Source organism: Paracoccus marcusii, assembly GCF_028621715.1.
Taxonomy (GTDB): Bacteria; Pseudomonadota; Alphaproteobacteria; order Rhodobacterales; family Rhodobacteraceae; genus Paracoccus; species Paracoccus marcusii.
This window is the reverse complement of record NZ_CP117466.1, coordinates 2,040,995-2,061,859: the sequence shown is the minus strand read 5'-3', so window position 1 is coordinate 2,061,859 and position 20,865 is coordinate 2,040,995. Positions and strand designations below refer to the sequence as shown.

Annotated in this window: 24 protein-coding genes; 5 read left to right on the top strand and 19 right to left on the bottom strand. The window is 62.4% G+C overall.

Going from position 1 to position 20,865, the window contains the following annotated elements; translation table 11 throughout:
• Positions 1–60: 60 nt before the first annotated feature.
• Together PRL19_RS10225 and PRL19_RS10220 are read right to left on the bottom strand one after the other, a co-directional pair.
• Positions 61–1,026 carry an alginate O-acetyltransferase AlgX-related protein gene (locus tag PRL19_RS10225; RefSeq protein ID WP_273742879.1) on the bottom strand — a complete coding sequence of 322 codons (966 nt, stop codon included), beginning with the start codon at positions 1,024–1,026 and terminating at the stop codon, positions 61–63.
• Between the two features lie 316 nt (positions 1,027–1,342).
• On the bottom strand, positions 1,343–6,028 hold the full coding sequence (locus tag PRL19_RS10220; protein ID WP_273742878.1) for a tape measure protein: 4,686 nt from the start codon (positions 6,026–6,028) through the stop codon (positions 1,343–1,345).
• 17 nt (positions 6,029–6,045) lie between these two features.
• On the opposite strand from PRL19_RS10220, the gene PRL19_RS10215 reads away from it, so the two are divergent.
• Entirely contained in the window at positions 6,046–6,660 is a 615-nt protein-coding gene (locus PRL19_RS10215) for a heavy metal-binding domain-containing protein (protein ID WP_337960254.1), read from the top strand.
• On the opposite strand, the gene PRL19_RS10210 is transcribed toward PRL19_RS10215, so the two are convergent.
• The 13 genes from PRL19_RS10210 to PRL19_RS10150 form a co-directional block, all read right to left on the bottom strand.
• On the bottom strand, positions 6,588–6,839 hold the full coding sequence (locus PRL19_RS10210) for a hypothetical protein (RefSeq protein ID WP_273744529.1): 252 nt from the start codon (positions 6,837–6,839) through the stop codon (positions 6,588–6,590). The two genes, PRL19_RS10215 and PRL19_RS10210, sit on opposite strands and share 73 nt — an antisense overlap.
• A 98-nt stretch (positions 6,840–6,937) precedes the next feature.
• Entirely contained in the window at positions 6,938–7,438 is a 501-nt protein-coding gene (locus PRL19_RS10205) for a hypothetical protein (RefSeq protein ID WP_273742877.1), read from the bottom strand.
• A gap of 93 nt (positions 7,439–7,531) precedes the next feature.
• Positions 7,532–7,969 carry a hypothetical protein gene (locus PRL19_RS10200; protein ID WP_273742876.1) on the bottom strand — a complete coding sequence of 146 codons (438 nt, stop codon included), beginning with the start codon at positions 7,967–7,969 and terminating at the stop codon, positions 7,532–7,534.
• A gap of 2 nt (positions 7,970–7,971) precedes the next feature.
• Complete coding sequence (locus PRL19_RS10195) at positions 7,972–8,274, bottom strand: hypothetical protein (RefSeq protein WP_273742875.1); 303 nt, start codon at positions 8,272–8,274, stop codon at positions 7,972–7,974.
• Positions 8,275–8,276: 2 nt separating this feature from the next.
• Positions 8,277–8,621 carry a hypothetical protein gene (locus tag PRL19_RS10190; RefSeq protein WP_139085247.1) on the bottom strand — a complete coding sequence of 115 codons (345 nt, stop codon included), beginning with the start codon at positions 8,619–8,621 and terminating at the stop codon, positions 8,277–8,279.
• Positions 8,622–8,711: 90 nt separating this feature from the next.
• Positions 8,712–9,089, bottom strand: coding sequence for a phage tail terminator-like protein (locus tag PRL19_RS10185; RefSeq protein WP_273742874.1), 378 nt, complete (start codon positions 9,087–9,089; stop codon positions 8,712–8,714).
• Complete coding sequence (locus tag PRL19_RS10180; protein WP_273742873.1) at positions 9,086–9,505, bottom strand: hypothetical protein; 420 nt, start codon at positions 9,503–9,505, stop codon at positions 9,086–9,088. The genes PRL19_RS10185 and PRL19_RS10180 overlap by 4 nt, the downstream gene beginning before the upstream one ends.
• Position 9,506: 1 nt before the next feature.
• Positions 9,507–10,541 carry a phage minor head protein gene (locus PRL19_RS10175; RefSeq protein WP_273742872.1) on the bottom strand — a complete coding sequence of 345 codons (1,035 nt, stop codon included), beginning with the start codon at positions 10,539–10,541 and terminating at the stop codon, positions 9,507–9,509.
• Positions 10,542–10,774: 233 nt separating this feature from the next.
• Entirely contained in the window at positions 10,775–11,140 is a 366-nt protein-coding gene (locus PRL19_RS10170; protein WP_273742871.1) for a hypothetical protein, read from the bottom strand.
• Between the two features lie 3 nt (positions 11,141–11,143).
• Positions 11,144–11,560, bottom strand: coding sequence for a hypothetical protein (locus PRL19_RS10165; RefSeq protein ID WP_273742870.1), 417 nt, complete (start codon positions 11,558–11,560; stop codon positions 11,144–11,146).
• Between the two features lie 58 nt (positions 11,561–11,618).
• The gene (locus tag PRL19_RS10160) at positions 11,619–12,152 is read right to left on the bottom strand and encodes a hypothetical protein (protein WP_273742869.1); all 534 of its coding nucleotides are present in this window, start codon (positions 12,150–12,152) and stop codon (positions 11,619–11,621) included.
• 54 nt (positions 12,153–12,206) lie between these two features.
• On the bottom strand, positions 12,207–13,211 hold the full coding sequence (locus tag PRL19_RS10155) for a hypothetical protein (protein ID WP_273742868.1): 1,005 nt from the start codon (positions 13,209–13,211) through the stop codon (positions 12,207–12,209).
• Between the two features lie 102 nt (positions 13,212–13,313).
• The gene (locus PRL19_RS10150) at positions 13,314–14,102 is read right to left on the bottom strand and encodes a hypothetical protein (protein ID WP_273742867.1); all 789 of its coding nucleotides are present in this window, start codon (positions 14,100–14,102) and stop codon (positions 13,314–13,316) included.
• Positions 14,103–14,231: 129 nt separating this feature from the next.
• On the opposite strand from PRL19_RS10150, the gene PRL19_RS10145 reads away from it, so the two are divergent.
• Positions 14,232–15,110 carry a hypothetical protein gene (locus PRL19_RS10145; RefSeq protein ID WP_273742866.1) on the top strand — a complete coding sequence of 293 codons (879 nt, stop codon included), beginning with the start codon at positions 14,232–14,234 and terminating at the stop codon, positions 15,108–15,110.
• Between the two features lie 4 nt (positions 15,111–15,114).
• Here the strand turns inward: PRL19_RS10145 and PRL19_RS10140 are convergent, their stop codons facing one another.
• From PRL19_RS10140 to PRL19_RS10130, 3 genes are read right to left on the bottom strand one after another with little or no spacing between them, the layout of a single operon-like run.
• The gene (locus PRL19_RS10140) at positions 15,115–16,482 is read right to left on the bottom strand and encodes a DUF4055 domain-containing protein (RefSeq protein ID WP_273742865.1); all 1,368 of its coding nucleotides are present in this window, start codon (positions 16,480–16,482) and stop codon (positions 15,115–15,117) included.
• A gap of 3 nt (positions 16,483–16,485) precedes the next feature.
• Entirely contained in the window at positions 16,486–17,949 is a 1,464-nt protein-coding gene (terL, locus tag PRL19_RS10135) for a phage terminase large subunit (protein WP_273744495.1), read from the bottom strand.
• Positions 17,918–18,358: a hypothetical protein gene (locus PRL19_RS10130; protein WP_273742864.1), complete on the bottom strand. Its 441-nt coding sequence runs from the start codon at positions 18,356–18,358 to the stop codon at positions 17,918–17,920. Before PRL19_RS10130 ends, terL begins: the two co-directional genes overlap by 32 nt.
• Before the next feature lie 301 nt (positions 18,359–18,659).
• Here PRL19_RS10130 and PRL19_RS10125 point away from each other — a divergent pair, with 301 nt between their 5' ends.
• The gene (locus tag PRL19_RS10125; protein ID WP_273742863.1) at positions 18,660–18,941 is read left to right on the top strand and encodes a hypothetical protein; all 282 of its coding nucleotides are present in this window, start codon (positions 18,660–18,662) and stop codon (positions 18,939–18,941) included.
• Between the two features lie 243 nt (positions 18,942–19,184).
• Here the strand turns inward: PRL19_RS10125 and PRL19_RS10120 are convergent, their stop codons facing one another.
• Positions 19,185–19,364: a hypothetical protein gene (locus PRL19_RS10120; protein ID WP_273742862.1), complete on the bottom strand. Its 180-nt coding sequence runs from the start codon at positions 19,362–19,364 to the stop codon at positions 19,185–19,187.
• Positions 19,365–19,596: 232 nt separating this feature from the next.
• Between PRL19_RS10120 and PRL19_RS10115 the strand changes: the two genes are divergently transcribed.
• Both PRL19_RS10115 and PRL19_RS10110 read left to right on the top strand, forming a co-directional pair.
• Complete coding sequence (locus tag PRL19_RS10115; RefSeq protein ID WP_273742861.1) at positions 19,597–19,908, top strand: hypothetical protein; 312 nt, start codon at positions 19,597–19,599, stop codon at positions 19,906–19,908.
• A gap of 82 nt (positions 19,909–19,990) precedes the next feature.
• Positions 19,991–20,791 (top strand): hypothetical protein, encoded by an 801-nt coding sequence (locus tag PRL19_RS10110; RefSeq protein ID WP_273742860.1) that lies wholly within the window; start codon positions 19,991–19,993, stop codon positions 20,789–20,791.
• Positions 20,792–20,865: the final 74 nt, after the last annotated feature.

Genomic DNA, 20,865 nt, shown 5'->3' with positions numbered 1-20,865 from the left:
AGCCCCGCCGAATGGCGAGGCTTTATATTAGATTGAAAGATATCAATGATAATAGAAAATTTATTTTTCCGATGACATTATGGAGGCTAGCGCTTTAGAATCTACAAGTTCATTCCAAAGCTTCGGAAATTCAGCGTCCGGGGAGGTACGCCGACCCATCATTAACGGATACGATAAAAAATGTGGACGTTCAGAATCAGGTGAGGTTGTAGGAAAGTATCGCTCAGCTAGTCCGCACAAAATATCATCAGGCATGATCGCCTCAATCATTTCATCGTGAAAAAACTGAGTCCGGAAAAATACAATACTTCTCCAATATCGCGCTAGTTCTGGCAGGAGGCTTCGGAAGAATGAGTCGCCGAAGATGAGCAGTGTACGATCGGTCATAGAATTTTCAGATACTGTGAGCTGTATGATACCCATGTTTCCAGCTTGGACGCCGTTTGAAGCGGTCCTGATACCTGCAAGCTGTGGTGGCTTGGCACGAAGCTCTGATACATGAGGATTGCACTGCACACCGAGGTCCCCGGTGTAAGATACGAGCGGCAAAAGGCTAGAGCAAAGCACGTCCAGTGCCGTGGAGGTATCTATCGATAGCGTTTTTTGAGCGACTTCAGCCGCAAGATGCATATTGCCAACTAAACTGTAATGGCTGTCCGTCAGGCTCTGTCGATCAGAATGTCCATCGATCACATCAAGCGGGTACATGATATTTGACGGGCGAATATGTAGAGGTACCGATGCTTCAAATATTGACCGAACAGATCCCGGTGGCATTGAACCTTTAAATACTATCGGATCTGGGAACACCCACTGGGAATAGGTTATATTACGAGTGCGTGTCCAACTCATACGCCGATCATGGTTATCTAGGAACACTGAAACACGACTGTCGGGGACTCCCGGACTATCACTTGCGAAAACTTTTGCCACGCCGTGATTTCCACCGATAAGCAAAAGCCGCCCATTTTCTGCCTGTCGTATACTGGACGGTATTTTGATAGGGTCTTTAAGGTTGTCCGGCACGTGAAACCTTTCTTCTCAAGAATACGATGGCAGCGTAAGTTTAGCCAAAGATTTAATCCGTGAACGAGACTCAGTCTCGTTGCAAGATCAAGTATTGCTACGAGGGATCCTACGCTGTGTTCTTCGCGCCAGCCAACCAACGATCCAAAGGCAAAATTCGCTACACTGTCTACAAAGTGCCGACGCGACGGCTACAAGCGGGGTGCGTTAGTTAGGGCACCCTGCCCTTTTTGGCGCCCATACGCATACTAAGACACAACAATGCGCGCTGATTATAGTGCCTTTGCACGCCGGCCTGAAGAATACGGTACCTAAGTCACGCAAAGCCAAGACCGGAGACTACGTTCCGGTCAGGGTCGATCCCGACGCCGACGGAATTGATCTCCCGCAGCGTCTTGAACGTGTCCCTCGTGCTCTCGGCCGTGCCGCGGGCGTGCGCCTTCATCTCCGCGAGCTCAGCGCGGACCGCGCGCAGTTCCCGCACCATCTCGCTGTTGTCCAGCATGGCGCGGCTCTGGCGGTGGCTGAAGATGCGGCTCGGACCGGTGGCTTCCAGTTCCGGACCGTTCTCGCCCACGATACGGAGGCCCCCGAGGTGGGTACCGCCCGTCGCGAAGCCCGGCGTGTTGCGCAGCGCCGTCTCGGCGGACGTGAACCGCGCCCACAGCCCGCCCGAGCCCCAGAGGGTGTTCCAGAACGGGTGGTTGTGGTCGGTGATGTGCCTCCCGTTGATGAAGAAGTGCCCGGTGTGCGGGTTGGACCGCACGCCCTTGTCGTTCAGCACGAACGGGTTGGCCGTGGTCACCCCGTACTGGGTCATCATCTGCCGGATGGTGCCGTAGATGCCGCTGACCTCCTGCTTCAGCCGCTCCTTCTCCAGGTAGTTGCGCTCCAGGCTGCCCGTGGGATCGTAGACCGTCCCGCGCAGCAGGTCGCCGCCGTCGAAGGACGCCAGCCGATTGCGGATCTGGCTGGTGTTGAGCCCGGCCGTGTTGATCCCCGCGGCCCGAGACATCGCCGTGAGATCGGCATCGTCCACGAAGTGGTTGCCCGCGGCATTGGCCGTGAGGCCACCGACATAGGTGTTCAGGGCCGCGACCTTGCGCTGCCGTTCGCTCCGCGCCGTCTCGGCCGCGATGGCCTGACGGAGATCCACCAGCGACATGCGCAACGTACCCATGCTGGTGCGCAGCCCGTCCGCGCCCGTGAGCGACGCCGTGACGTTGGCATTGCCCAGGGCATCGCTGACGCCCGCGACGATGGTGCGGGCATCGCCGGCCCGCAGCGCGATGCGATCGTCCAGGCTGCCAAGCTGACCCAGAAGGCGCGTGATCCCCGCCTGCGTCAGGCTGTTGCCTGCCGCCAGGTAGTTCTGCACGCCGGTCAGGATGTCGACCTGCCGCTGCTGCAGCGCCGCGACCCGTTCCAGCGCCGTCGCGGTGGTATCGGTCCTGACCGCGACCTTGCTTAGCGCCACGGCCACGCGGGCCTGTGCCAGCGCGGCCTCGGTCCTGGACCGTGCCATGTCGTTGACGCTGGACAAGTAGCTGTCGGCCACGCCGGGCAGACGACCCGCCGCCTCCACATCGCCGCTGTTCGCCTGCCTCAAGGTGCGCTGGTAGAGCGCCTGGTTGTAGGCGCGCGCCTGCTGCGGGCTGAACAGTGCCGAGGCCGTGCCCCGGAGCTTGTCCAGGTAGTCGCGGATGCCGTCACCCGCCTTGCGCCAGTCGGCCGCGGCGGACGTGTTCAGGCGGATCGCTTCGGACAGGCCGCCGATGACGGTGCCGATCGAGGCGACGACCCGATCCTGCAGTGCCGTCATCTCCCGCGTGAAGCCCGAAATCTGCGGCAGGATCAGGTCGAAGGCACCCGACAGGCCGATCAGCGCGGCATAGGCCTCGCGGCCCGCCTCCGTGGTCAGGTCCAGGGACGCGATCATGCGGCGGTACTCCTGGCGGGTCTGCGGCATGGCGATGCCCAGCTCCGCCAGCGCGGCCGAGGTCTGGCGGGTGGTGACGGCCAGTCGTTCGGCATCGGTGTAGAACGCCTGGTAGTACTGCTGCGTGGCACTCACCATCGCGTCCAGGCCGCCGAACGCCTCGGCAATCTTGGACGCCGCATCCGCACCAGCAAGACCCACGGCATGGAAGCGGTGACCCAGTGTGTCCATGATGCCGTTGACGCCGGTCAGCGACGTGGACAGGCGGTTCAGCGCCTCCGTGGTGCTTTCGCCATCCTTGCGGAGGGCATTGAGGCCGGGGATCATCCCGGCGAACCCGTCGCCGAGACCCGCGAGGGCCTGCTCGACGGCGCGCTGCGCGTCCTCCTTGCTCATGCCTTTGGTGCTGATGGTCATCTGGTGCGCGAAACCCGCGAAGGTCTCGGCCCCGAAGCCGAGCGCCGCGGCGGCATCCATGACACCGGTCTGGATGTTACCTACGATACTGGACAGCGCGTCCTGGGTCTCCTGATCGGCGCGGTCGTAGCTGGTGCGGGTCTTCTTCGACAGGCCCCAGAACCGGCGCGTCTCGGTCTTGCGGAAGGTATCGACCGCGGTGTTCAAGCCATCGACGGTGATGCGCAGACCGGCATCCAGTTCCTTGGTCTTCTTCCTGAAGAAGGAGAACACCGCGGCGACCGCCAGCAGGGGAACGGCGATGGCCCCAGCAGCCGAGGCGAGCCCGGCAAGGCTCGTCGTCGCGCCACCCATCATCAGAGACGTGTACTGGGTGATCGACCCGATGCCGCCCATGGCCGCCTGCAGGCCGCCCGTAAAGGCGGACATGGCTGCCGTGCCGAGCGACGCGATGCCGCCCAGAACGCCACCGACGCCGGTCAGGCCACCTACAGGTGCCCCGGCCGCGCCCGGCATGCCTGCCATGGCACTTCCCGCTGCACCGATAGCACCCCTGCTGAAGCCCATGGACAGCATGATGCGGTTCCTGGCAGCCATGGCGATCATCTGGGAGATCATGTTCTTGAAGCTGCCCAAGATGCTGTCGAACGCGCCTTTGGCATCGCGCAGGCCGCTGGCGATGAAGTCGCCGAACGCCTTGGAGACGTCACCGACCATGGGCAGCCCATCAGCCAGTTCGCCCGTGACCAACGCCTGCGCCTTGGCATAGTCGGCCGCGTTAAGCGCACCAGCCTTATGGAGCGATGACAGCTCGGTCATGTCGCGGTTGTAGCTGGCCATGGGGCCAAGGGCACCCTGCAGCTTCTGGCGCCACCGATCGGCGGCTTGCGTCAGTTCGTTCACGCCCTTTACGGCTCCGGATGCGGATTTTCCGGCCTTCTTGGCCCCGCCGCCGAATTCAACCACAGCATCCGTGGTTGCTTGAATTTCATCAGGCAGATTGGGCCCAAACATACCGCCCGTGGCACGACGCAGCGCAGCGACAGAATCCAGTGACGTGGTGGCAAGATCCCGAAGGGCTGTGCCGGCCGCCGTGGCACGCTCCAATGACGTAACCATCGCGGCGTCAGCATCAGCAGTCAATTGGGCAGCAAAGCCCGATCCGATACCGACCCCATCGCCAACTCCGATGATCTTCAGACCCTGCGCGATCGTCGTCATCATCGAAGCGAAACCGCGCGCAATGGTGGCGAATGCTTCGAGGAACACACCCTTCATGTAGGTCGCACCGCTGGCGATCAAAGCACCAGCCTGCACAAACCCTTGCCCGATCCGGCCTGCCACCTCGATACCGACGTCGCCTAGCAGGGACATGGCATTGCCCGCTCCACCCACGTTGTCGGCAAGGTCCAGAAACTTGGCTACGACGAGACCCACGGCGACAGCGAAGGCACCGATGCCGGTGGCAATCAGCGCGCCGCGCATCGCGACCAAGGCTGCCACAGAGCCCCAAATGCCTCCATTCAGCAGGATGAACGCGCCTGTTTGGGCAGCAAGTGCTGTGACAGCCCCGTATGCCGCAGGAATGAACGACGCGACGAGTGCCGCGGTGATTCCGGAAAGCGCCCCGATGACGATGTTCGAGTTCGCGGCAAGGTACTTGATGCCGTCCGACACCTTGATGATGCCCGTGGCCATGGTAGCGCTTGCCCCCGTCACCTGATCGAATGATCCGACGAGCGTCAGGATGGAGTTGCCCATCAGAGTGAAGGCGTCGCCCATCGTGGCAGGCATTGAGGCCGCCTCGTCGCGAAGGGCGCCCATCGACCCGACGAGGGCATTGTAGATCACGTCGGAGGTGATCTTGCCGTCGGTTGCCATCTGCCGCAGGCCGTTCGTGGTCGTGCCCAGTTCAGCGGCCAGGACCTGTGCGACGCGACCGCCGGACGTCAGCACGGTGTTGAGCTGATCGCCCTGCATCTTGCCCATCGCCATCGATGCGGCCAGCGCACGGTTCACGCTTTCGGCGCGCTGCCCGCGGGCGCCAGAGACCACCAGGGCGTTGTTGAGCGCTTCGGTATAATCCAGCTGCTGCTGAGTGTTCAGGCCCAGCTCGCGCAGGCTGACGCTGTTGGCGATAAAGCCCTCGGCCGTCAGGTTCAAAGACGAATAGGTTTGCCGCGCCATGTCGGACAGACGGGACATCGTCGGGGCCGCGTTGTCCATGTCACCCACAGCCAAGCCGACACGCGCAGAAATGTCGGACCAGGTATCCGCGTAATTGACCAGCTGGTGGACGCCCAAGGCAGCGCCGAGGCCTCCCAGCATCAGGCGGATCTTCCCGGCCATGCCTGCAAATGCGCCGCCCGCCTTCTCCGCGGCGCGCCCCGTCTGATCAAGCTCCCGGTTCAGCGGGCGGAGGTCGCCCGTCGCCTGGACAAGAGCCTTGTCGAGCTGACTCATGCCGGCGCCGAGACGACCCGTCGCAACGCCGGACCTCGCCATCGCACGCTCAATATCAGACATGCTGGCAGTGATCTGCTGCTCGGTCTGCTCACCTTTGCGAGCAAGGCTGTCGAGAGCCTTTTCGCCAGGCGCCATGCGGGTGGTGTCGACGATGAGTTGGAGCGTCGGACCTGCGGTCATTTGTTTATCCTTGGCCCATGTGCAAAAGCCCCGCAGGATGGCGCAGGGCAAGTGGAGGATTGACGATGAGGGAATGCGCAGACTGCGGACGAGAGGTCGGTTTCTTCCAGCAAATCAATGGTCGGTGTAAATCATGCAACCAGAGATTCATGCGCTTGCACCTGCTCACACAGGAGCACGGAGCCGATCGCGCTGCAGAGATTCTTCAGTATGAAACTGCAAGCAGTGATCAAGAGAAGATAGATTCGGTCATTTTAACTACAGAAGTAGCATCAGACCTTATCATCATTGAGCGGATCGACATCGTGACGGCTGAGTGTGCTTTTGGCATGAACATATTTAAAGATCTGTTTGCCAGTGCTCGGGACATTTTCGGCGGTAGGTCTAGAGCTGTTCAAAACACAATGCGCGACGCACGCAAGACGGCTTTATCGGAACTAAGGCGGGAAGCTTATCTGGTTGGTGCAAATGCAGTGGTAGGTGTGGACTTAGACTACGTCGAACTATCAGCATCTGGCAGTATGGTAATGTTAGTTGCATCAGGCACGGCAGTGCGAGTTCAGACCCACCAAGACCCAGGAAATGGTGGCTCTCGTAGCGTATCCGCGCCCTCGTCGGCCTCCAAAGCATAGGCATCGCACATCGCGTGCAGTGCCTCCGCCTCCCACGGTTCGCTGATCGCCCGTGTCAGGCGCGCGAAGGCGTCCAGCTCGGTCCAGTCCACGCCTCGGGTGCCGTTAAAGTCCGCGCGCACGGGGCCGAGCCGGAACATGGCATCGATCAGGTATGCCCCCGCCATAACGGGGGGCATCTCGACGTCACGGCCCTTCTTGCGGGCGTACTGCAGCCGCGTCTCCTTCCAGCTCTTTGGCGTCCCATGCAGGAACGCCAGCTGCCGGGCGTAGAGGACTAGGGCTGCGTGGACGCCGCCAAAAAATCCGCATCATCCTGGGCAAAGTCCAAGACCTGCTGCGCGAAGCTCGGCTTGGTCCAGTGCTCGGCGTCTTTTTCGCGCATCAGGTGCGCCATGCTGATGAAGTTCAGGTCCAGCAGCGCCGGCGCATCCTCGACGGTCAGATCGCGTGCCTTGCCGTCCTCACCGGTGGTCTGCATGTTGCCGAAGCCCACGATCAGGCGCAGCGCGGCCTTCACGGTCGCCTCGTGCATGTCCTGTGCGGTGTTCGTGTCGACCTGTGTGCCGGTCTTGGCGGCGGCCTTGGCCTTCTTGGCCCGTTCCAACTCGTCGCGGCGCAGCTCGGCCTGAACGGCCCGGCTGGAGGCGCCCTTGACCATGACGATGCAGGGCTTGCCGTTGTTCTCGATCACCTCGCCGGTGGCCTGGTCGCGCAGCTCCAGGGGGCGTGCGGTCTCGGCCGCGCCGCGCGCGTCGTATTGCTTCAGAAAGTCCATGGTGTGTTCCTTTGCATGGGGTGTGTGAGGTGATGGGGCGGCGGGCCACACCCGAAGCCGCCGCCCCTTACCGATCAGCCGAAGCCAACCGGATCAGCCGACGCGGACCGTCCCGGAGTTGACGCGGAACTCGCCGCTCAGACCCTTCATGGTCGACGCGTTGCGGGCGCGGTCGCGCAGGTTGGCGACCTTGCCGTGGTAGTAGATGATCTGGCCGTCGGGATCGGTGATCCGGACCGAAACCTCGTCATTGGTGTTGTTGGCGGTGCGCAGGATCGCCTGCCCGGCATCGGGGCCGTCGCTCAGGAAGGTGAAGGGGATCGATCCGCCGTCCAGGGCGCCGTTGGCGTGATAGGTCCGCCCGGCCAGCGTGGTCTCGGTCACGTCCTCGGACTGGTCGCCCGTCTCACCCCACTCGGTGATCTTGCCGACCGTAGAATAGGTCCGGGCGGCAAAGCCTGCCGCGTCGACGGTTGCGGGAACGCCCGCGGATACGGCGATCAGAGCGCCGATATAGGTGATGAGTGCCATGATCAGGCGTCCTTCTTGGGTTCAGCGGGCACGTCGGCCCATGCGGTGGGGGTGAGCGGGATCTGCGGGCACGGCTTGCGGTCCGGCGCATCGATCACCGATGTGGCGGCCTCGGCGGCTTCCTCGATCGGGTCGGGATCGTATTCGACGTCGATCATTTTGGCCGCGACCATGGTGGTGATGGTGCGGACATTGTCGGCACTGCGCAGGACTGCGTTCGAGGTCTCAAGGCGGTCCAGCCGGGCCACGGTGTGACCGGTCGGCAGGATCACCGCCTCGCGGGTGTTGTTGGTGATGCTCGCCATGATCAGTTCCCCAGAAGCACGGCGACGAGGCCGGTGCCGGTCACGTTGATGGCGCCCTGCAGGTAGGCCGAGATGGTGTCGAGCGGGACGGCCACGACGCCGCCGGCCGGGATCGCACCGACCGCGAAGCCTGCCGCGACGGAGATGTTCGGGGCGCCGGGGTAACTGACGGTGGTCCCGTCCGCTCCGTCGATGACGGGCGACACTGCGCCTGCCGTGGGGTTGCGCAGGATCAGCACCTGGCCGGTGCCGGGCTCGTAGGTCAGCACGTTCGTTGCGGTCAGGGTGACCTCCGTCACGGGCCGCTGACCGGGGCCGCCCATGGACGTTTTGACAATAGTGGCCATGAGCGGCCCCTTTCGCTGGTTGAGCCCTTGTCAGAGCGGTCTGGTGGGGTGCCTCTGCTGCCCTTGGGCATCCCGAGGCAGGGAATGGATTCAGGCGATCCAGTCGATCTGCACAGGCACGCGCCACGACACGGCGTCCGGATAGCCGGTAAGGACAGAGGACTGACGGACCGTCACGCCCTCGAAGCGTGCGGCCTTCGGGAAGGCGGCCTTGATCTCCGCTGCGAGATCATCGGCAGCCGTGGTGCGGCTGTTGAGCGCCACCACGACCATCACGATGGTACTGCCCTCGGTATAGCCATCGCTTCCTGCAAGCGTCGGGTCCAGATCGGCCCGGCTGCGTGGTTGCAGGATCAGATAGGGCACAGCCGGGGCCGTGGTCGTCTCGTTCGGCACCACGATAATGGGCGCGCCGGGGATCGCCGCCAGCCGCCGCCCGATCGCGTGCTGGATCGCTGATGGCTTCACTTGCGCACCTCTGCCGCGCGGGCTTCCACGAACTGCGGGAACTTGGCGGCATTGGCCCCGACGAAGAAGCGGCCGGGCACGATGGTTCCTACGCTGGTAGTCCAGCCGTATTCGATCGGCATTGCGTGGGGCGTGGTCCATTCGAACGTCAGCACGTCGCCGAGCTCCATTCCCGCGATGGCAGTGACGTAGGCTTGCGGGCCAGTCGAACCGTCTATGGACAGGCTGTTGACCAGGTCCGATGTGAGGCCGACCGGGATCTTGCCGACCTCGAAGCTCTCCGCCCCTTGGGTGATGCCCCGCTGCGTGGTCTGAGCCCCTTCCAGAACGTCCTGAATGGCCTGCGTGGCCACATAGCGCAGATCTTCCTTCGCCAGATCCACCATCGCTCTCAGGTCTGCTGAAAAGCTCGCCATCTCATGACCTCCTGGGGATTGCTCGATAGAAGGCGGTGCACCGGCACGAGGCGCTGTGCCGCACACCGCCAGCCGGATCGTGCGGGTATTGCATGACCGTCCCGTCATCCATGACGAAGCCCTCGTCGAAGTTGCGGACCTCGCCATCCATGCGCTTGTGATCGGGCCTGGCATCCCGGCTGAATCCATGGATCCATTTGCAGGTCACAGCCTCTATGTCGGGGCGGTCCAGCATCTGGCGATAGGCCTCGTGACGACCAGCAGACTGCGCGGTGTGCGCTTCGTTCTGGGCTATCAGTTGGCCCCTCTCGCGAAGCAGCTGGTTCTTGTATTGGCGTTCGCTGATCGCTCGATCGGGTGCCGAGACAGCTTCGCCCATCTTGTAGGCGGCGATGATCCGGTTCGACGTTGCCGGATTGACCTTATAGCGGACCATCAGCAAGCCATTTTTCTTGACCACAAGCTCCTGCACTCCTTCGGCGGTCTGCATCAGGCGCTGAACCTTGAGGTATCTGTCAGTTTGGGGGCCGCTGAGACCGACGATACCACCTTCGCGCAACCCGCTGGCCAGGCTCTTTCGGCCAACGATCTCCAGTGCGGTCTGGCTCGAAGAGCAGTTGCGCTCGATGGCATCCAGCAGCACGGCCCGGATTGCCTCATTCTGCTCGCGCTCGAGCGTTCTAACCAGGTCACCACCGATCCGAGCTATATCTGCTTCCGCACGTGGATGGCGACCGTTAAAGCCGAACCGACCTTCGATGCCGGTGGGTGCGAACGCATCGACTGCCACACCGCCGGCCAGATACGACCGCCGCAGAGCTTCCTCCAGTGGCCACAGTACGCCCTGATCCATGCGAAGCAGTGCAATGGCCCCTTCGATATCTCCCGCCTCTATCATCGCCACCAGTGCGTCCAAATTCACCCTAGAGCGGGCCGAGTAGACTGCCGCCAGAAAGGCGTCCCGAACCTCGGCATCGGCCTTTTCTAGCAGGGCCTCAAATGCAGCGATCTGGCTGGGTGTGGGTCTGCGGGCCATGGGTGATCCAATGCAAAAAGCCCCGGGCAATGCCGGGGCGTCGTTTCTGGGTCGGGCGGATCAGCGGCGGGCCATCTCGTCGGCGGCCCCAGCTAGCCATGCCGCGCGGATCATGTCGTCGAAGGGTGCGAAGAAGCTGTCCGGCAAGGCCACGATCAGCCGAGCCATAGCCTCATCCCCATGCATCAGCGCGCCGGCCAAGCAGATGTATCGGTATCGGACCATGCCGCAGCCTAGGCAGCGATCTCGACCTCGTAAAGAAGCGCCGTGCCGCCTGGTTGAAGAGCTACCACGCGGGTGATCTCTTGCGGACCATCTGCGAGGGTAATCGTATCTCCCATACGCGGGGCCTCACCATTCGCTGCAACCATCAACACGCGCACATTGCGAGGGATCAGGGTGCCTGCGTCATCGCGGCTATACCGGACGGAGGTGTCGTCCTCGACGACACTTACCGGGAAAGTTTCAGTCTCTGTGTCCGACGGTCCATCCCACTCGTACTGTGTTCCGGTCTTCGTCATGCGGCTCAACGTGGCGACATAACCGACGTCACCGAGCGCGCCAGCCACCTCGGCTGCGATGGCCTGCCAGTCTTCCATAAATCACGCCCTCATGAGAAACGACACACCACCCATGGCGGACCGCACCAGCCCGGCCAGAAGTCCGTCAATGATCGCCGAGCGCGGCATGTAGGCATCGGGCCCGGACGCACCCCTGACCCGCTCCCAGGTCAGCTTCCCCGCGCCGACCAGCACCTTGTCGGTGGCAGGTGTCGAGACGGGCGATAGGACGCCGGGCGTGCGGGCCTCGATGACCGCCGCCTCGATGATGGCGTGCTTGACCGCCTCCGGGACCACATTGTTCCCCCACTCAGACAGCCACCGGCTGTTAAAGCGCGCGGCGATATAGCGCTGACCACGGATCAGGTCGGTCACACCCGGCTGCGGGGTGACACCGGCCGCGCTGGTGTATTCGGTGGCCTCGGCTACAGTAACGGCCGGGACGGTGTAGCTGAGCATGTGCCTGCCTCCGCTGTGCTTTGGATGGGGGCCGGACCGGCCAGCCCCGCACCGAAGATCAGCCCTGCTTGCCCGCGATGCGCGCGATCATCGTCGCTCGGCCTGCGGCGTGGTGGGGCTTTTCGCCCAGCACGTCTTGGTAGCGCGCGCGAAGATCATCGTCGGACAGGGTGTCGAGGTCGTCGCCTACCGGCTGGTCGCCAATGATGGCCTGCGCGCCCTCGGTGATGGCCACGCCTGCCTCGTCCGCGTTGTTCGCGGGCTTGCCGGTCTCGACGTTGGTGTTGCTGGCTTTGATGCCGGTGCCGCCGGTGGCCGCGACCTCGGCGTTGGGCGCGAAGTTGCCCTCGCTGTCCGCCAGCAGGCGGGCGGTGCCCTCGGGGTCGGGGCGCACCGGCTCGACCTTGTCCGCGGCTTCGGCCGACTTGCGGGCCTCGGCGGTCGCCTGATCGGCCATCTTGCCGAACGCGTCAGCCAACCGATCCATCGCGTTGCCGCCGGCCTGGGCGCGCGACTGCAGGATCATCGCCCGGCTCTCGTCGCGGCGCGCGATGGCCTCGGCAAGCAGCGGGTCGTTGTCATGGGTGTCCATGATGCATCTCCGTGTCTCTAAAATGGAAAGACGCAGGGGCCGAGGCCCCTGCCCTCAGCCGTTGGTCACGACGGCGACCATGCGGACCAGCTTCGGATCGTAGACCCGCGTCCAGTTCGCGCCGCCGCCCAGCTCGGTGTCGCTGACGCCCGAGGCCGAGGCCGGGGTGCCACTGAACGACACCCCTCGGGGGTGCATGACCCAGTGCCTGCGGTACCAGACCGTCTCGACGCCTTCGCCGTTGCCGGCCGAGGCATTGCTCTCGATCTCGACGGGCTTCTTCGGACCACCCTCGCCGGTGGCTTCGGCATAGCCGATGGCCCCGTTGCCGAAGAGGTAGGTGGTGTACTTGAAGCCGCTGGTGTCGCCGGGCTCGCGGGGGCACTGGTCCGAGACGTAGACGATCTTGCCGTCCCAGGTGTCGAACTCAAGGCCGGTGGCCGGGTCCTTGAACCGTTCGATCGCCCTGGCGGCGCGCAGGTTGAAGAACACCCGCGAGTGCATCAGGGCGGCCGACAGGGTGGTGCCGTACTCGCCCAGCAGAGCATAGGCGTTCGACGCGATCTCGGCATCGAAGCGGACCGGGGTGACGGCGCCGTCCTCGGATGCCACGTCCAGCACGTTGCCGGCCATGCCGGGCGAGGCGAACACGCCGCGCATCTGCAGGCCCATGATGCGCTGCTCCTCGCGCACCCAGTACTCGGCGATCAGCTGCGCCACGGCGTCCAGCGGATCCTCCGCCAGCATCGAGGCGACCAGGTTGGCCGACTGCCAGCCGTTGTTGCGGCGGATCTTGCGGGCCATGTCCTGGCCTTGGGTCAGCTTGTTCGGGATGGCGTTCTGGGCCGGATCGTCCGTCGAGACGTTCGAGTTGCCGGTCAGATCGTTCCAGAACGGCATCTGCACCAGGTCCCCGGGACCGTTGGCGAAGCGCTGCAGCTCGGCATCGGTCGAGACGATTGGCGAGTTGCGGATTCGCGAAAGCTGGGCGATGCGCTGGATGGTGGTGGGGAGGAAGAGCGGGCCATAGATGACGTCGCTCAGGCGGGTCGTAGCCATGTGAGGCTCCTTTGCGTGAGATTGCCTTGCGGGGGATGGTCAGCCATCCCGTCGGGCCCGGCTGATTGATGCGCCATCGGCGCGGTTATTGCGGAGAGCCCGTCACCAGTTGGGCGTGACGCCGACGGCTTGGGCCATCTGACGCGCTTTGGTGGGGTTCTCCGAAATGGCTTGCTGCTGCTTGGTCAGGTTCGGCTTCTTGCCGTTGCTGCTGTCCCAAGGGTTGTCGGTGAAGCGTGCGCCGGTGCCACCTTGTGCGTCGCCGCCGGTGGCCTTCTTGACGTAGATCTTGCCCTCTTCGGAGCCGGACCAGTCCTTGACGTAGCTGCCGAGCGGCATGGGGCCCATGTCGGTGTCGACCTGCGCCTTGAAGTGGCCGTCTTCCTCGACCAGCTTCACTGCGCCCTTGGACTTCAGCAGGGCCATCGCGCCGGGTTTGAAGGCCGGATCCACGCCCGCCTCGTCCAGCGCCTTCGACAGGCCGTCGTCGATCGACAGCTTGTTGACCGCGCCGGTCAGGGTGTTGATGCGCTCGTCCTTCTTCGCCAGGTCGGCCTGGTGCTTGCGTTCAAGCTGCTGGCGGATCTGGGCGACCTGCTCGTCGGTCTTGGCTGGGGCCTTGCCCTCCGCTTGCGCCTGCAGCGCCTCGTAGGCATCAGCGTCGAAATCGTCGGGCAGACCTTCCAGGCGCGTCCGCGCTGCGGTCAGGTCCGACTGCAGGGTGCGGTTGGTCTGCTTCTGGCGCTCGTGCGCCGTCTTCAGATTGACCACCGTGGGGTGCACGTCGATGCCGTCGAGGTCGAGGACGAACTTGCCGTCGATTTCCTTGTACTCGGCGCGCAGGGCTTCCGGAACGTCGTCCAGGTTGTCGAGAACGGTCTTCAGAGCCATCGGCTCACTCCTTGTGATGAAGCCTGCCTCGCAGGCATGAAAAAACCCGCCGCGGAATGCCGGGCGGGTGAGGTGTTAGGTGATCAAGGCGATAGACTGTAACGAGACGGATAGAACTAGGAGAGAATCATGATGCCTGAAGAATTCAGCCGTAAGTCTATCACTTTCGAACAAGCCGAAGGAGAGCACCCTCTTCCACGGCAGTTGCGACCTAAAGAACTAACGGCTGAACTACGCTCACTAGTTTGGGCTACCTTATATGAGACGATAGGCAAGCATGATGTTGGCCACGTATACCCTGACCTCCGGATCATGGACCCATGGCACTCAATCATGCGCCGGCACCACGTGTTCAGGCTGCATCTACCCTCTGATGAATATGATCCAAGTTTCGACAAGAATATGACGATTCTTAAGAGGATCATCTTCCAAGGTGATTACTTGAAGTTTTTTGGTTTTCTTGAGTGGCTTCTACGATTGGATATTGGTCATGCAGACATGTCCCAACGCATTGACCATGCCCTCATTTATGCAAAGGCTGCTTATAGGGTCGTCGACAATGACACCATCGCACCGTACGCGTCTGAACAAGAGGCCGTAGCCCTTGAAGCAGCACTTCATGATATACGGCAGGCAGGGTTTTCAGGAGCATCGCAGCATCTCAGAGCGGCCGCAAGCTTAGCCACTGGCGGAAAATGGTCCGACAGCATCAGAGAGAGCGTCCATGCAGTTGAAGCATCAGCGCGCATGTTAGCTCCTGGGACAAGGGAACTCGGGCCAGCGTTAAGCGCGCTGGAGCGGAATGAGGTTGTCCACGCAGCCCTAAAGAAAGGCTTTGGCGCCATTTATGGCTTCAGCAGCGACGAACAAGGGATCCGGCATCCATTGGTGGATGATCCGAAAGCTCGTCCTGGCGAAGAAGAGGCGATGTTTATGCTTGGAGCATGCGCGGCATTTATTTCATACCTCATAAATAAAGGTAGACAGGCTGGTCTCGTAAAAATCTGAGTGGTCATTGGCCTTCTAGTGCTGCTCTTGTCTCCTGATCACTGAAATCCCCTTTCGTGATCAGGGTATATTCCTCCTCGGCTGTCCGCTCCGCGCTGGCGATCTCGCCGCGCTGGAGGTTCTCGTAATAGGTCTCGTAGCTGATGCCGCCACCTTGCCAGACGCGCATCAGTGCCTCGGCCTGCTCAGGCGTCATGCCCGCGTCTACGAAGGACAGGTTCGGCTTGACCACGACCTGATTGGGGTCCGCGCCGATCATCACCGCGATGTGCCGCAGGCCCTTCTCCAGCCCCTGGGCGCTGGTCAGGGCGACAGAGGTCAGCGTGGCGGTCTGCGCCGCGTAGCGGATGCGCAGCGCGTCGCCGCTTTCCGCTGACCGCCTCTCGCTGTCGAAGAGGCGCGCCCCGGCCGAGGCGGCGTTCTCGCGCTCGTCAAGGATCGCAGTGCGATGCGCCTCGATGCCCGTGCCGGATGGCCCGACATACTTGGCATCGGGTGCGTGATCTTCTCGGCTCGCCGTGAGGCTGATGACGACCCCGGCGCCGACGGCCGCAGGCGCGTCGCCGTTGATGATGACCAGCGTCTCCTGGCCCGTCATGTAGAGCTGGTGCCGATAGTCAGCGTCCAGCCGGTACATGGCCAGCGCGGCGCGGGCGACACCGATCAGCGGCGGCTCCTGAGGGGATACGGAAAGATCCTGCGGGCCCATGACCACAAGCGGAATGGCCGTCAGGGCCGCCCCGCCGCGCGCGGTCGGCTGCACAGGCCCGCCGTTCTGCTCCTCGCCGTCGTACCTCTCGACCGAATAGCGGCCGTCATCGATCCTCAGCACCCGGTATGCCTTGTGCTGCTTCCACGAGAAGCCATCCCGGGACAGCCCACTCTCGTCCAGCACGAAGAAGTCGCGGGACGGCGACCAGTTGATCAGCGCCTCCGTGGTGTAACCTGCCAGCCAGGGCAGGTCCGAGCCCTCCGACGCGGCATCGGCCAGCAGCCCGTACCGCCCGGTCAGCAGCAGCTCGGCCGTGATCCGGCGGTGCAGGGCCTCCAACGGCAGACCATCGGCAGTGGCGCGCTCCCACAGCCCCTGCATGGCAGGTGGCATGTCGATCTGCGCCTCGGTGCGGTGGATGACGCCGATCATGCCACGGATCGTCGGCGCCAGGATCTCCGAGAACTGGGCCCGCGTCTGGTAGGCCTCGAACATCTTTGCGCCACCATCCTCCTGAACGCGGAAGCCGGAGGGCATCGGCAGGTACCGCTCGCCCGCGGCCTTTACCGCAGTCTCCCCGCGCACGCAGTCGCGCATGAGGGCCCATTCGTCGACGCGGTCGAGATAGTCCGGGTGCTTGGTGTCGACGGTGCCTGTCATCGCTCAGTACATCCCTACCATCGTCGTCGTTCTGGTCTCGGTCGGCTTGGGTGCCGTCGTCAGTTCGGTGAAGGCGCGGCTGGCCGCGTCGACCTGGTCTTTCCATTTGCCCATCGGGAACACCGCGACCTCATCGAGGAAGACGTCATTCCAAGGCCCTTCCAGCAGGAACACGTTGCCTGCCTCGGCCTGTGCAGCGAGGGGCAGGGCGCGCGTCTCCTTGTCCCCGCTTTCGGGGCTGAAGTGGTAGTCGAAGCCGGTCAGGACGTGGCGCATGATGTGCTGCGCCTGCGCCTTGCCCGCCTGTCCGGGGTCCTGCGGGTAGGAGCCGCGGACGGCCCCATACGTCGCCCGATCCTGCTCGGCAGTCGCCTTCATCAGCCGCTCGACGCCCATGGGCCCCAGCTGCTCTCGTGTCGAATCCACGATGATGAACCGTCCGTCCGGGGCCCGTGCGATCAGCACGCCGGCAGTGGCCGCTGCTTCCTTGTCCTCGGTCGCTGCCAAGTCCCAGCCCCGGACAAACCGGCACCCGACAGGCAGGGCTTTGATGGTGTTGAACCAGCCCTTCTTGAACAGGCCGCCGCCGCGCGGGACAGGCCTTTGCTGCAGCTGTCCCGCCGTTGCGTAGCTGCCGAGGGTCCGTTCCAGTTCCTTGACCTGCTCCTCGGGGAACCGATCAGGGAACAGCAGCTCGCCCTCGGTCGTGCGCGGGTCGATGAACCCGATCGAGGTCTCGCACCGCCGTTCCGCCTCGAAGCGCATCGGCAGGCAGAGGTGCGTGTAGGGCAGGCCCTTCGACAGGATCAGCCCCGAGGTGTCGCGCTCGTGCAGGCGCTGCATGATGACCACGATGGCGGAGCGGTCGTTGTTGATCCGGGTCGGCAGTGCTTCGAGGAACGACAGCTCGGCCGCCAGCAGGGCCGCGTCGCTGTTGGCATCATCGGCCGCCAGCGGATCGTCCAGGATCACCCGGTCGCCGCGCGCGCCCGTCATGCTGGTGAAGGCCATCGCCTCGCGAAAGCCGGTCTGCACCGTCTCGAACTTGGTCTTCATGTTCTGGTCGTGGACCAGCGGCACCGGCCAGCGGGCCTGGTACCACTCCGACTGGATCAGCCGGCGGCACTTTACGTTGTCGCGGACTGCCAGGTCCTGCTTGTGCGCAGTGGCGAGGAAGCGCTTGTGGGGCATCCCCTGCGGGCCGAACTCCCACGCGGGCCAGATCACCCCGGTCAGAAGCGACTTCATGGTGCCCGGCGGCACGTTCATCAGCAGCCGGGTGATCTCGCCGCGGGTGACGGCCTCCAGGTGGGCGCAGATCGCATCCAGCGCCCAGCCCCATCTGAGCGGCGTGGCAGGCTCTAGAACGCGCCAGGCGCGCTTGGCGAACGTCGCCAGTGATCGGCGACAGGCCTCGCGCTCCAGGGCGATCAGGTCAATCGCCGGGAAGGTCCTCTTTCTGAGCATCTGCAACCGCCAGCATTTCCGCCAGGGTGGCGTCGGAGAGCTTCGACACGTCGAGCGTCTGGACCGGGCCTCCCTCGGGACCGCTCAGCTCCACCTTGCTGGTCTCGCGCCACCCGGCCTGTGTTTTCAGGAAGAAGATGATGGAGGCGGTGTCGCCCTTCCGGCACTTGTCCATCAGCTTGCCGCCGATTTCCTCGATGGCCTTGGCTTTGCCCATGTCGAACCGCGCGCGGATCTCCGGGTCTTCGGCCATGATCTTCGACAGGGTGGACCGCGACATGCCGAACCGATGGGCGATCTGCTCGATCGTCAAGACCGAGGCCAGCGCTTCAAGCTGCACCTCCTGCTCGTAGGACAGCGTCTTGGCAGGTCGCCCGCCTTCATTCCGCTCTGACATCGCGGCCCCCATCTGTCTCGCCCGTGCCGTCGCAGCTCGGGCACGTCCGCGCACCCTCGGCGAACCAGAAGCACGGCAGGTCGCGCCGGGACCAATAGGGCGCAGGCTTCACTGCGCCCTTGCCCTGGCATTTCTTGCAGACGGTCATGCTGGCCTCGTTGATTTCGGAGGGGGTCCGCACGGCGAGGGGCCGGGACCACGCCCTCCCCGCCCGGGAGGACCAGGGCGGATGGGGATGCAATTTTTGCGTGTGATTAACTTGTGCGAATCATCTCCAGCACGTGACAGTTGGAGATATTCAAAGGAGAAAATCATGCCAAGCTACATTGTCAGCTATGACTTGCGCAAAGTCAGGAACTACGACGGCCTTACCAAGGCGTTGCGTGACGGGAATTTCGTGTCGCCTCTGGAATCTGTATGGCTTGGGAATTCGACACATAATGCCGGAGGCCTGCGGGATGTCCTTAAGTCTTACATGGATGCAGATGACGGCATCCTAGTCCTTGAACTTAAGCATGGAAGCGGTTGGGCCTTGTCGAAAGTAAATGACCAGAAGGCAGTGACTGATTGGATCAGAACTAACGTCGCGCCTTAGATGCGAAGCGCCTGGCACGACTATCTGTTGTCCGGGCGCAATATTCAGAAAAGCTCGATGGGCCTCACATGACTGCCTCCATCGCAAATGCAAAATGCGCCGTAGAGTTTCCCCTCGGCGCACGTATCTCCTCTGGCAACAATGCAAGTTTCTTGCGCGCACGTCAACGGAAATGTTGGCTTTGCATAATAGGAGAACGAACGGCAGGAGCATGCCCCATGCCGTATCGTCTTATTGCCAAACTCAAGCCTGTGCACCCTTCTGGGCATCCAGTTTGCTATCCACCCACGCTCCAACCTGGTCGCAGCCTTTTAGCAGACCACTGACGAGCCTGTCGATCAGCTGCTCACGGGTACCCTGGATGGTCTGGTGCTCGCTAATGCGCAGAGTGTGGATGCGCGAGGTTTGAGTTGCGTCGGTCATGGCCAATCTCCTTTGCGCGGTGCTTCGAGCCGCACTGAGTGAGGCTATACAGTTCGCGCTTAAGTTGAGTAAAAGCAAGGGTGCTTTTGTGGCTGTTTCATAATCTCAGCATGCCATGCTTTATCTCGTCGTCTAGCACCTTGATTCAGTGCCGGAACCTTGAAATTCATCGTGCAGTGCGCCGGCGATATGGTCATACATGCATCACGAATTGATTGGAGGGAGAACCAACATGCGCTCATTTGCCATTGCCGTCATCGCCATTTTGGCCCCGGTCGCAGTTGCCGCTCAGGCAATCGCTCCCGCAGGCTCTACCCCGGCGCAGGAGCAGATGGTCACTGACTGGGCCCGCTATGCGACCGCCTGCAGGGGCGGCGCTGTAGATGGGACACAAGAGACTGCATGGGGATATTGTGGCACGGCTGAGTATCTTCTGTACCAACTGGACACGCAGGGCATCTGTCTCGACACATCCCAGTCAACATATTTCTCGACCTGTACTCCGGGTGCATTGAACGACCCGCTGGACGGCTACCCATTCTGAACAGGCGTAGCGATCCTAGCTTTCAATCGTCAATATTCCGATACCAATCCAACCTGATTTTACACGAAAAGGCATTCCCGGTATGTTTTCTTGGCTTAAGAGCGGCAGTCCGCTTCTGCTTACAGTCGCCTCCGTTGGCGAGATTTGTGCAGTATGCGCAGCCGCGTGGGCGTTCTTTTTCCCTGATCAGGCAGCTGAAAAATGGGCGCAATTCCAGCAAAAAGTCGAAGCGGCCCAAGAAGATTTGGGATTGATCAATGCCAATCTGGAGATCGCCAACGGGATCGCCGCGGCGACTGAAATCAGTAACCGAGCGATCGAAGCTAGCAACCGCGCCATCGAAGCTTCGGCCAATGTCATCGCGGCTACTAATTTGATCATTGCCGAACAGGCCGCTCGGCAAACAGCAGCGCAGGAGGGGACGAACCTCAATACTGCTGTGTTGGCAGATGAATCAAATCGCCTATCCTCGCTAGCCGAGGGCTTAAAGCTTAGCATTTTGATGAATGAGTATGATGGTGTGATCGAGATGCTTTTCTACGTCGGCAACTCCACCACGCGCGGCGTGAGTAATTTGCAAGGTAATTACCGTGCCGCCGACGACACGTTGCTAATTTCGACCGTGCTTGGAGTAGTTAACCGGAACGACGAAGCAGGCCAGAATGGTAAGATCCCCATCGAAAGTATTAGCGATCCAGACGCTCTGTCGCGAGTTACGGCCTGCTTAAACGGCAAAGTCGAGGGTGACGAAAATGAGTTCTATCTGCAGGCGGAGTTGGTCACGGAAGGAATCGATTCCATGTTCTCAGGCGAGGGGATCCAACTAGTTATGCGTGAGCGTCCGTTGATCACCGACGCGCCAACCGAAACCTGCGCTTCCTAGCACGATGCTCCGGGGCACATAGGTACTTGGTGCTGTCGGGAATGGCAGCACCAGGAAAAGACAGATAGTAATCG

What these genes read in the sequence shown, in the direction of transcription:
- PRL19_RS10205 (WP_273742877.1), bottom strand. Translation starts at nt 7,438, where the DNA reads ATGGACTTTCTGAAGCAATACGACGCGCGCGGCGCGGCCGAGACCGCA.
- PRL19_RS10175 (WP_273742872.1), bottom strand. Translation starts at nt 10,541, where the DNA reads ATGGCCCGCAGACCCACACCCAGCCAGATCGCTGCATTTGAGGCCCTG.
- PRL19_RS10215 (WP_337960254.1), top strand. Translation starts at nt 6,046, where the DNA reads ATGTGCAAAAGCCCCGCAGGATGGCGCAGGGCAAGTGGAGGATTGACG.
- PRL19_RS10190 (WP_139085247.1), bottom strand. Translation starts at nt 8,621, where the DNA reads ATGGCCACTATTGTCAAAACGTCCATGGGCGGCCCCGGTCAGCGGCCC.
- PRL19_RS10160 (WP_273742869.1), bottom strand. Translation starts at nt 12,152, where the DNA reads ATGGACACCCATGACAACGACCCGCTGCTTGCCGAGGCCATCGCGCGC.
- PRL19_RS10120 (WP_273742862.1), bottom strand. Translation starts at nt 19,364, where the DNA reads ATGACCGACGCAACTCAAACCTCGCGCATCCACACTCTGCGCATTAGC.
- PRL19_RS10155 (WP_273742868.1), bottom strand. Translation starts at nt 13,211, where the DNA reads ATGGCTACGACCCGCCTGAGCGACGTCATCTATGGCCCGCTCTTCCTC.
- PRL19_RS10195 (WP_273742875.1), bottom strand. Translation starts at nt 8,274, where the DNA reads ATGGCGAGCATCACCAACAACACCCGCGAGGCGGTGATCCTGCCGACC.
- PRL19_RS10150 (WP_273742867.1), bottom strand. Translation starts at nt 14,102, where the DNA reads ATGGCTCTGAAGACCGTTCTCGACAACCTGGACGACGTTCCGGAAGCC.
- PRL19_RS10165 (WP_273742870.1), bottom strand. Translation starts at nt 11,560, where the DNA reads ATGCTCAGCTACACCGTCCCGGCCGTTACTGTAGCCGAGGCCACCGAA.
- PRL19_RS10125 (WP_273742863.1), top strand. Translation starts at nt 18,660, where the DNA reads ATGCCAAGCTACATTGTCAGCTATGACTTGCGCAAAGTCAGGAACTAC.
- PRL19_RS10170 (WP_273742871.1), bottom strand. Translation starts at nt 11,140, where the DNA reads ATGGAAGACTGGCAGGCCATCGCAGCCGAGGTGGCTGGCGCGCTCGGT.
- PRL19_RS10200 (WP_273742876.1), bottom strand. Translation starts at nt 7,969, where the DNA reads ATGGCACTCATCACCTATATCGGCGCTCTGATCGCCGTATCCGCGGGC.
- PRL19_RS10130 (WP_273742864.1), bottom strand. Translation starts at nt 18,358, where the DNA reads ATGGGGGCCGCGATGTCAGAGCGGAATGAAGGCGGGCGACCTGCCAAG.
- PRL19_RS10115 (WP_273742861.1), top strand. Translation starts at nt 19,597, where the DNA reads ATGCGCTCATTTGCCATTGCCGTCATCGCCATTTTGGCCCCGGTCGCA.
- PRL19_RS10210 (WP_273744529.1), bottom strand. Translation starts at nt 6,839, where the DNA reads ATGCCCCCCGTTATGGCGGGGGCATACCTGATCGATGCCATGTTCCGG.
- PRL19_RS10140 (WP_273742865.1), bottom strand. Translation starts at nt 16,482, where the DNA reads ATGACAGGCACCGTCGACACCAAGCACCCGGACTATCTCGACCGCGTC.
- PRL19_RS10180 (WP_273742873.1), bottom strand. Translation starts at nt 9,505, where the DNA reads ATGGCGAGCTTTTCAGCAGACCTGAGAGCGATGGTGGATCTGGCGAAG.
- PRL19_RS10220 (WP_273742878.1), bottom strand. Translation starts at nt 6,028, where the DNA reads ATGACCGCAGGTCCGACGCTCCAACTCATCGTCGACACCACCCGCATG.
- PRL19_RS10110 (WP_273742860.1), top strand. Translation starts at nt 19,991, where the DNA reads ATGTTTTCTTGGCTTAAGAGCGGCAGTCCGCTTCTGCTTACAGTCGCC.
- terL (WP_273744495.1), bottom strand. Translation starts at nt 17,949, where the DNA reads ATGCTCAGAAAGAGGACCTTCCCGGCGATTGACCTGATCGCCCTGGAG.
- PRL19_RS10145 (WP_273742866.1), top strand. Translation starts at nt 14,232, where the DNA reads ATGATGCCTGAAGAATTCAGCCGTAAGTCTATCACTTTCGAACAAGCC.